Below are 9,161 nucleotides of genomic sequence, written 5' to 3'. Positions count from 1 at the left end.
GATGTTAATATAACCCAAAATAAATTTCTGAATTTATAATTTTTCATTTTAATTTCACTCCTTACGCTTTAACATTATAATTATTTTCGGTTTTAATAAAATAATGTATGCAATCTATTAAAAACCACAGTGTATTAACTTTATTTTTCTAATAATATTTCATTTATTAAGATTATGATTTGTGAAATATAATAGCATTATTATCAAGATAATAAAATATAATTAAATATTTAAACATTAATTTTTAATAATTAGTAATAATAGCTAAATTAAAAAGTATATTTTAAAAAGATAAAACATATAGATTTACTAAGAATTAAAAAATTATCAGCTTATATAAATTAATTCAAGGCTTTAGCTAAATTGTACAGCTTAAAAAACCATTTAGGGAAATAATAAGTTATTAAAAAGGAGTGTATACATGAAAATTAAAAAAAGTAAATTCGCAGGTGCAATAGTTTCAACAATATTATCACTAGCACTACTAACAGGTTGTGGAAGTACATCAGCAGAAATACCATCAAATTCAAATAGTAATGACTCTTCAAGTAGTGAGTCTTTACTTAGGTATGCAATGGAATCCTCACCCAAAGGCTTATTTAGTCCATTACTATCAAATACAACATATGATAATAATATAAATAATTTGGTATATTCACCGCTTATTTTATTAGATGAAAATAATGACTTTAAACCAGGCCTTGCAGAAAAATACGCATTTTCATCTGATAATCTAACTTTGACATTTAATCTTAGAAAAGATGTTAAGTGGCATGATGGTGAAGATTTCACAGCAGATGATGTCGCATTTACTTTCACAAGCGTGGCAGATCCCAAATATACAGGCTCAAGATTTAACGAGATTTCTAAAGTAGTTGGAGCGCAGGATTACCATGATGGAAAAGCTGATTCTATTAGTGGAATTAAGGTCATTGACAAATATACTATAAGTTTTACTTATTCAAAAGTATATGCACCAGCATTATCTAATTTTTCACAACGTGGCATTATTCCAAAGCATATCTGGAGTAAAGTAGATATTAGTGAATGGGATAAACAAAGTGACCTACTTAATAAGCCGATAGGAACAGGCCCTTTTAAGTTAAATGATTTTAAGCCAGATCAATATGTTGAATTAGTTAAAAATGATAACTACTTTGGTGGGAAACCAAAGATTGATAAATTTATTTTCAAGGTAACTAACACAGAGACAGAACTTTCAGAATTAGCAAAAGGTGATTTAGATATAGTAGAGCTTTCAAGTGCTAAAGAAGCGGATCTAAAAACTTTGAAGGATGCAGGAATAAAGATTGAAGAGAAGCCAAGTGCAAATTATCAATTTATGACTATGAATAATAATCGTGAATTCTTTAAAGATAAAAAGGTTCGTCAAGCAATCACTTATGCAATAAACAGAAAAGGAATTGTTGACAGTTTGCTAGGTGAACATGGACAAGTTGTGAACACACCAATATCATTAGCAGGATGGGCATATCCACAATCAGGGTTAAATAATTATGATTATAATATTGATAAAGCAAAGTCATTACTAAAAGAAGCGGGATGGACAGATAATAATGGTGTTCTTGAAAAGGACGGTAAGAAATTCGAGGTAGATTTAATGGTACCAACAGGAAATAAAGTTCGTGAACAAAGTGCTCCAATAATTCAACAAAACTTAAAGGATGTAGGAATCACAGTTAATATCAGCACAATGGATGTTGCTTCTGCCATGGCTAAAACTAAAGGACAAGGAGATTATGATATGGGATTACTCGGATTTACTTTAGAAGTTGATCCGGGAGATGCTGATCGTTACTGGTCTTCAAGTATTGCAAATGGATCACAATTCAATTTTTCAAACTTTATAAATACACAAAGTGATGAACTAATTGAAAAAGCAGTAAGCACAATAGATAGAAATGAACGCAAAGAAATTTATAACAAATGGGGACAATTAATGAATGACGAAGTGCCATATGTATTCTTGTATTCACCAAATGCCTTACGTGCTCATAATCCAAAACTTCAAGGATACAAATATTCAGCATATGCCGTTTTCCCAGATGTTCAAAATTGGGAAATATCAAAATAAAACTATATAAGAATCAAAATCATATAGGTATGTGTTGGTTGGTATATTTAACACCAAGGTTTGACCTAATTATATAATTAAGAAATGTGGAAGCTTGCTTTTTATAAGATAATTTGAATTAACTAAAAATACATTAAGATCAAAAAAGTATCGATTAAAGTAAAAACTTTATTCGATACAATTTTTATAGAAAGGAGAAAGATTTTTGAGAAAGTATATCTTTAAAAGACTAATACAAACAGTACCTGTTTTAATAGGAATATCAATAATTGTGTTTATACTTATTAAATTTCAGCCTGGAGATCCTTTTTCATCAATGATGGATCCTAACCTTTCACAAGAGATGAAGGAAAAGATGCTTGAGCAATTAGGATATAATGATCCAGTTTTAATTCAATACTTTAAATGGCTGTTGAATATATTTCAAGGAAACCTTGGATATTCAATTCAATTCAAACAATCTGTCATTAGTGTTATTGGAAGTCGGATAGGAAATACAGTAATTTTATCCTTTTCCTCAATGTTGTTAAGTATATTGATAGCTATACCTTGTGGAGTCATTAGTGCAACAAAACAGTTTTCTAAGACTGATTATATTGTAACTGTATTTGCTTTCATAGGTTTATCAATCCCATCTTTTTTCTTTGGAATGCTTTTAATAAAAATATTTGCTGTTGATTTAGGATGGTTACCTATATCAGGAATGGTTACTACTGGCATCTCATTGAAGGGATGGTCGTTTGCTTTTGATGTTGCAAAGCACATGTTGCTACCTATGATAGTTCTAGCACTTATGAATACTGCAAGTCTAATGCGTTATACACGTTCTGATATGATTGATATTTTAAAAACAGATTATATTCGTACAGCACGGGCAAAGGGCGTAAAAAGGCGAAGGATTATTTATGAACATGCCTTGAAAAATGAATTGCTTCCTCTAATTACTGTAATAACTATGCAGATTCCGTCATTGTTATCTGGTGCATTATTAACAGAAACGATTTTTGTTTGGCCAGGAATAGGAAGGCTTAATTATAATGCTGTTATAAGTCGTGATTTTCCGTTAATTATGGGGATCGTAATGATGGTTGCAATAATTAGCTTATTTACCAATTTATTAGCTGATATACTTTATGTAATAGTAGATAAACGTGTTAAATTCGATTAAAAAAGGAGGAAAGGTAGTGGAATATATATTTTTGAAAAGATTTTTTAAGAATAGATTAGCTTTGATTGGATCTATTTTTCTAATTTTATTTATCTTAATAGCGCTTTTTGCACCTATCTTATCCACTTATAATCGTGATTCAATAGATTTATCTAATATTGAAAGCCAACCAAATATTAATCACATTCTAGGAACTGATGAACTTGGAAGAGATATATTTACGAGATTATTATATGGCGGACGTGTCTCTTTGGGTGTTGCAATTAGTGCGACTGCTTTACAATTGATAATCGGTGTTACTCTTGGCTGCATCAGCGGTTATTATGGAAAATGGGTTGATAATATAATTATGCGCATCGTTGATACAGTAATGTGTTTCCCGTTCTTTGTAATAGCTATTTCAATTGCAGCATTAATAGGACCTAGTGTTTGGAATGTTATTTTACTAATAGGTCTTCTGCAATGGACTGGAGTTGCTAGAATTATACGTGCTGAAATCCTATCTCTTAAGCAAAGTGAATTTATTGAAGCTGCGCGTGCTATTGGCCTTAGTAATTCAGAAATTATTATTAAGCATCTGCTTCCGAATACATTATCACCCGTAATTGTCAATGCTACATTAAGTGTTGCTCAGGGGATTCTAATGGAAGCTGGTTTAAGTTTTCTAGGACTAGGAGTAAGACAGCCACAGCCTAGTTGGGGAAATATTTTATCAGCGGCTCAAAGTATGAGGGTGCTGCAATATGAGTGGTGGCTGTGGATTCCAGCAGGATTGTTAGTATTTTTGTCGGTTTTATCAATCAATTTTGTAGGAGATGGCCTAAGGGATGCTCTTGATCCCAAAATGAAGATTTAGGAGGTGCAATTCTATGGAGGATAAAATTCTCATGGTAAAAAACTTATCAGTTAGTTTTAGTGATGATAATGGAAAAATAATTGCAGTAGATGATGTGAGTTTTACTCTTGAAAAAGGTAAGATACTTGGGATTATTGGAGAGTCTGGTTGCGGAAAAAGTACTTTAGCGCTATCTATTATGCAATTATTGCCTGGGAAAATAAGTAAAATTGAACAAGGCGCAATACTATTTAACAAGAATGATTTAGTCAAGTTTAAAGAGGCTGAACTTGAAAATCTTCGGGGGAATGACGTTGCAATGATATTTCAAGAGCCTATGACATCATTAAACCCTTTGTTCAAAATTGGAAGACAAGTAGAAGAGCCATTAAAAATACATAAACATCTTAGAGGAAAACAGCTTAAAGATAAGGCCATAGAACTACTTAAAATAGTTCGCATCACCAATCCAGAAAAAGTCTATGAACTTTACCCCCATAATTTAAGTGGTGGGATGAGACAAAGAGTGAATATAGCAATGGCTCTAAGCTGTGAACCAGAAATACTAATTGCAGATGAACCTACAACCGCTCTAGATGTTACAATACAGGCACAAATACTTTTCTTACTCAAAAATTTAAATAAAGAGGTCAAAACATCTATTATTTTTATTACTCATGACTTATCTGTAGTAGCTGAAGTTTGTGATGAGGTAATGGTGATGTATGGTGGTAAAATTGTAGAACAAAGTGATATCTTTGAATTATTTGACAATCCTAAACATCCTTATACTCGTGGGTTAATGGACTCTCAGCCAAGCAAAGGTGAATGCGGAAAGCCGCTTTCAAGCATTAAAGGAATGGTGCCATCTTTCTCAAATATGCCATCAGGTTGCAGCTTTAGTACAAGGTGTAGCGAAAAATTTTGTGAGAGGTGTTCAAATGAAAAACCCCAATTATTCAATATTGGAGGTAATCATAAAGTAGCATGTTGGTTATATGAGAAGGAGGAGGTAAATATTGAATGATATTATTTTAAAGGTAGAGCATCTCAAGAAAAAATATGTACTTGAAAGAACTTTACTTGGTAAAGAAAAGTTAGTTTTAAATGCCGTTGACGACGTTTCTTTTACGATACAAAAAGGTGAAAGTTTTGCTTTGGTGGGTGAATCAGGTTGTGGTAAAACTACAACAGCAAGGAGCATTTTAAACTTAATAAATGTTGATGATGGCAAAGTTGAGTTTGATGGTAAAACTTTATTTGATATGGAGAAGAAGGATAAAATTAGCCCTAAGGACATGTCTAAATTGCGTAAGGATATGCAAATCATTTTTCAAGATCCATTTGCAAGCCTAGATAAAAGAATGAAAGCCTATCAAATAGTCGGTGAAGGGATTAAAAAACATAAATTAGCAAAAGGTAATGGTGTATTCAAAATGGCTGAGAAGTATTTGGAGATCTGTGGTATTGATAAAGAATTAGCAAATCGTTATCCACATGAATTCAGTGGCGGACAGCGCCAAAGAATTGGAATTGCAAGGGCTTTAGCAGTGCAGCCTAAATTTATAGTAGCTGATGAGCCAGTGGCAGCACTAGATGTCTCGATTCAGGCACAGATTATAAATCTATTAAATGATTTGAAATTGCGTTATTCATTAACATTTTTGTTTATATCCCATGACTTAAGGGTTGTAAAATACTTCTGTGATAGAATTGCAGTTATGTATTTAGGAAACATTGTTGAGTTAGCTTCAGGAAAAGATTTATTTGAAAATCCACTTCATCCATATACAAAAATGCTGCTTGAATCTATTCCTGTTAGTCATCCAAAGTTAAGAAGGAAGACAAGAAATCTAGAAGAATCAGAGATAATATTTGAAAATATAAACAAAGGCTGCAAATTTTATAATCGCTGTACATTTGCAAAAGATGGCTGTAAAAATAAAAAACCTAATCTCAAAGAGATTAGTGAGGGACATTTTATAGCATGTCACGAGCATATTTAAATATTAATTCATATGTTTAATTTTTAAACTTGATTATATATTCATGAACAAATTCATTTTATGTGGAATATTTTGAATATAGAAAGTTCACAAATGATTATAAAGCGATTAAGCAAAGCAGGTGCTTGAAAATGATTAATATATTTGATGAGATTATGTTAAATATAATGCGAGGATATTACAGATATATTGGTTCAGGGTCTAGTAGGGATGTTTTTGATTTAGGAAATGAGTATGTAATCAAGGTCGCAAAAAATAAGGCTGGAATTGCACAAAATAAATATGAATATAAAATTTCTGCATATGATAATTCAGAACTATTTGCCAAAGTTATACAGGTTTCAACTGATTTTAGATTCTTAATAATGCAGAAAGCAGATAAAATAAATAATATTTCAGATGTATGGAAATATTTTAATGTTACAAATAAGAAGGAACTCTTTGAGTTAGAAGAATTACAGTGCATTAAGAAAAATTACAATTTGCTATTAGGTGATTTTGCTAGAAATAGTAATTGGGGATTGATTAATGGACGGCCTGTAATTATTGACTATGGTTTTACAAGAGTGGTTAAGAATAAGTACTATTAGATTTTTAATAAAGCAGGATCTTTTATATCCTGCTTTATTAAAGAAGTATTTTTTAGTCTTTATCCTTTTTTCCTTTTTCTTTTCCTTTAGCTTTTCCGTTACCATTTTCTTTAGGATTTGCACTATTATTAGCTTGAGATTCAATTTGAGGAATTTTTTGTCCCTGACTTATGACTAAATTTATTTTTCCGTTCTTTTCATAAGATGAATCTGCACTTGGAGATTGGCTGATAACTAATCCTTTAGGAATATTATCGCTATATTCACTTGTAACAGTTCCTAATGAGAACTCGTTACTTGCTATTATACTTTTTGCTATATCTTGAGTCTGTCCAACAAGTGAGGGTATGTTACGTCTTTCAGCTTCCAATTTTTTTTCACTAATATTTGGTTTCGAGATTGTTTTATCTGTTGAAGTTATCTCATTAGCTGGACTTGAAGACGGTTTGTTATATAGGTAATTTACTAAAAAACCTATAATAAGAAAAGCTATAAATCCAGATGCTAAAAAAATACGTTTATTCTTTATAATAATACCCTTTGGGGATAATTCAATTTTAGTCTTATCAACTTCCAAGGTATCAGAAATTGTTTCGATTTCAGATATTTTTTTTATGGTTGATACCTCTTCATGATTTAATACTACCGTTGAATTACATTGTTTGCTTAACCTAGACAAGTCTGGTTCTGTCATTATAATGGTCTCTGCGCCAGACTTATTGTCAAAATCAATTTTTATATTCATATTTTCCTTAATTGAATCTAAAATTTTTATAAATTCACTAGTTGATTGAAATCTATTAACAGGTTCTTTTTCAAGTGCTTTTAAAACAACTAAATTAATATTTTCAGGTATATCACAAGATATTTTTATTGGTGGAATTACTGGCTCTTGAATATGCATCACTGCAACAGAAATTGATGTATTGCCGTTAAAAGGTACTTGCCCAGTTAACATTTCATACATTACAATACCCAGGGCGTATATATCAGTTCTAAAATCTACAAATTTTCCTTTGGCTTGTTCAGGTGAAAAATAATGAACAGAGCCAATAACTTTATTTGAATTAGTTAGAGTCGCGGAATCTGCAACCTTTGCAATTCCAAAATCAGTTAACTTAACAATATTATCCTCACTTACTAGGATGTTATCAGGTTTAATATCTCTGTGGACTATTTTATTTTTATGAGCATATTCCAATGCTTTTGCAATTTGAGATGCTATATCCAAAGTTTGTTTTATACTTAATTTAAAATCTTTTTTTATTACCGATTTTAATGTACCCCCATTAACATATTCCATAACAATAAAATTAATATTATTTTCTGACCCAACATCATATATATTTACGATATTTGGATGTGATAGGCTGGCAATGGAATTAGCTTCTCTTTTGAACCTATTGATAAAATTTTCATCCATACTTAGTTCAAACTTTAAAATTTTTATAGCAACTAATCTGTTTAGTATTGAACACTTAGCTTTATATACAATTCCCATACCACCTTCGCCGATCTTTTCTATTATTTCATATCTGTTTAAAAGTAATGTCCCTATCATTTTGTCCCCCTATAAAAAACAGTAATATCAGTATTATATCACAACTATTTTCAATGCAGTCAGAAATAGTATTATATATGAATAAGGATATTTTAAAATATTAATATTTCTATAAATATATTATGTACTATAAAATATGATATTGTAAAATTACTGTCATATATTGAATTATATCTCATAAAATTAAATTAATTTTATCTATTATAATATTTGACAAAAGTTACATATAATATAGAATTATATTATAGGAATCTAATAATGAGATTGATATTATAAATTGAAAATTGAACTAGCTTTAATCAAAATTAATTTTATATATAAACACATATAGTAAAATGTTAACGATTTAAATGGATAAAAATATTTATGAAATCAACTTTTAGATAAATATACATAGCGAATTATAGAGAATTACATAATTGCTTAATAAAGTTATATAAAAAGAATAATAAATATATTTATGGAGGCTTAATATATATGGTTAAAATTATACTATTTTGTGGAGCGGGTATATCATCAAGTATTTTGGCGACAAGAATGAGGGAAGCAGCAAGGAAAATGCATATAGAGTTATCAGTAGAGGCTTACCCTGAAAATGGATTTGAAAAGTATCTAAATGATGCTGATGCAGTTCTATTAGGACCCCAAATTAGATACTTACATGACAAGTTAAAGAAAATCTGCATGGAGAAAAGAATCCCGGTAGATATAATTAGTAATACGGATTATGGCATGATGAAAGCAGAAAATATATTAAATTTAGTTTTGCGGCTAATTGATAATAATAAAGAAAATCATATTTAAAATATAGCGAAATGAGATAGGAGAGCAAATTGAAATATTTAACACTATAAATAAGTTTATGCTTAGTTTTAGTGAATGACCATAATATTAACACTGTTTATG

General features: G+C 30.2%; 8 protein-coding genes. 7 read left to right on the top strand and 1 reads right to left on the bottom strand.

Going from position 1 to position 9,161, the window contains the following annotated elements:
• The first annotated feature begins 421 nt into the window (after positions 1–421).
• From CLCHR_RS23115 to CLCHR_RS23090, 6 genes are all read left to right on the top strand, one after another.
• Positions 422–2,095 (top strand): peptide-binding protein, encoded by a 1,674-nt coding sequence (locus tag CLCHR_RS23115; protein WP_079442255.1) that lies wholly within the window; start codon positions 422–424, stop codon positions 2,093–2,095.
• A 205-nt stretch (positions 2,096–2,300) separates the two neighbouring features.
• Positions 2,301–3,263 carry an ABC transporter permease gene (locus CLCHR_RS23110; RefSeq protein ID WP_079442254.1) on the top strand — a complete coding sequence of 321 codons (963 nt, stop codon included), beginning with the start codon at positions 2,301–2,303 and terminating at the stop codon, positions 3,261–3,263.
• Between the two features lie 16 nt (positions 3,264–3,279).
• Positions 3,280–4,119 carry an oligopeptide ABC transporter permease gene (opp4C, locus tag CLCHR_RS23105; RefSeq protein ID WP_079442253.1) on the top strand — a complete coding sequence of 280 codons (840 nt, stop codon included), beginning with the start codon at positions 3,280–3,282 and terminating at the stop codon, positions 4,117–4,119.
• A 13-nt stretch (positions 4,120–4,132) separates the two neighbouring features.
• Positions 4,133–5,125, top strand: coding sequence for an ABC transporter ATP-binding protein (locus tag CLCHR_RS23100; RefSeq protein ID WP_079442251.1), 993 nt, complete (start codon positions 4,133–4,135; stop codon positions 5,123–5,125).
• The gene (locus CLCHR_RS23095) at positions 5,115–6,104 is read left to right on the top strand and encodes an ABC transporter ATP-binding protein (RefSeq protein WP_341456936.1); all 990 of its coding nucleotides are present in this window, start codon (positions 5,115–5,117) and stop codon (positions 6,102–6,104) included. The genes CLCHR_RS23100 and CLCHR_RS23095 overlap by 11 nt, the downstream gene beginning before the upstream one ends.
• 131 nt (positions 6,105–6,235) lie before the next feature.
• Complete coding sequence (locus CLCHR_RS23090) at positions 6,236–6,694, top strand: hypothetical protein (RefSeq protein WP_079442249.1); 459 nt, start codon at positions 6,236–6,238, stop codon at positions 6,692–6,694.
• Between the two features lie 52 nt (positions 6,695–6,746).
• Here the strand turns inward: CLCHR_RS23090 and pknB are convergent, their stop codons facing one another.
• Positions 6,747–8,255, bottom strand: a complete 1,509-nt coding sequence (pknB, locus tag CLCHR_RS23085; RefSeq protein ID WP_079442248.1) for a Stk1 family PASTA domain-containing Ser/Thr kinase — start codon at positions 8,253–8,255, stop codon at positions 6,747–6,749.
• 477 nt (positions 8,256–8,732) lie between these two features.
• Here pknB and CLCHR_RS23080 point away from each other — a divergent pair, with 477 nt between their 5' ends.
• Complete coding sequence (locus CLCHR_RS23080) at positions 8,733–9,059, top strand: PTS sugar transporter subunit IIB (protein WP_079442247.1); 327 nt, start codon at positions 8,733–8,735, stop codon at positions 9,057–9,059.
• Positions 9,060–9,161 lie beyond the last annotated feature (102 nt).

Source organism: Clostridium chromiireducens (genome assembly GCF_002029255.1).
Taxonomy (GTDB): domain Bacteria; phylum Bacillota; class Clostridia; order Clostridiales; family Clostridiaceae; genus Clostridium; species Clostridium chromiireducens.
The sequence above is the reverse complement of the archived record's forward strand: the minus strand, read 5'-3'. Positions and strand labels throughout refer to the sequence as shown.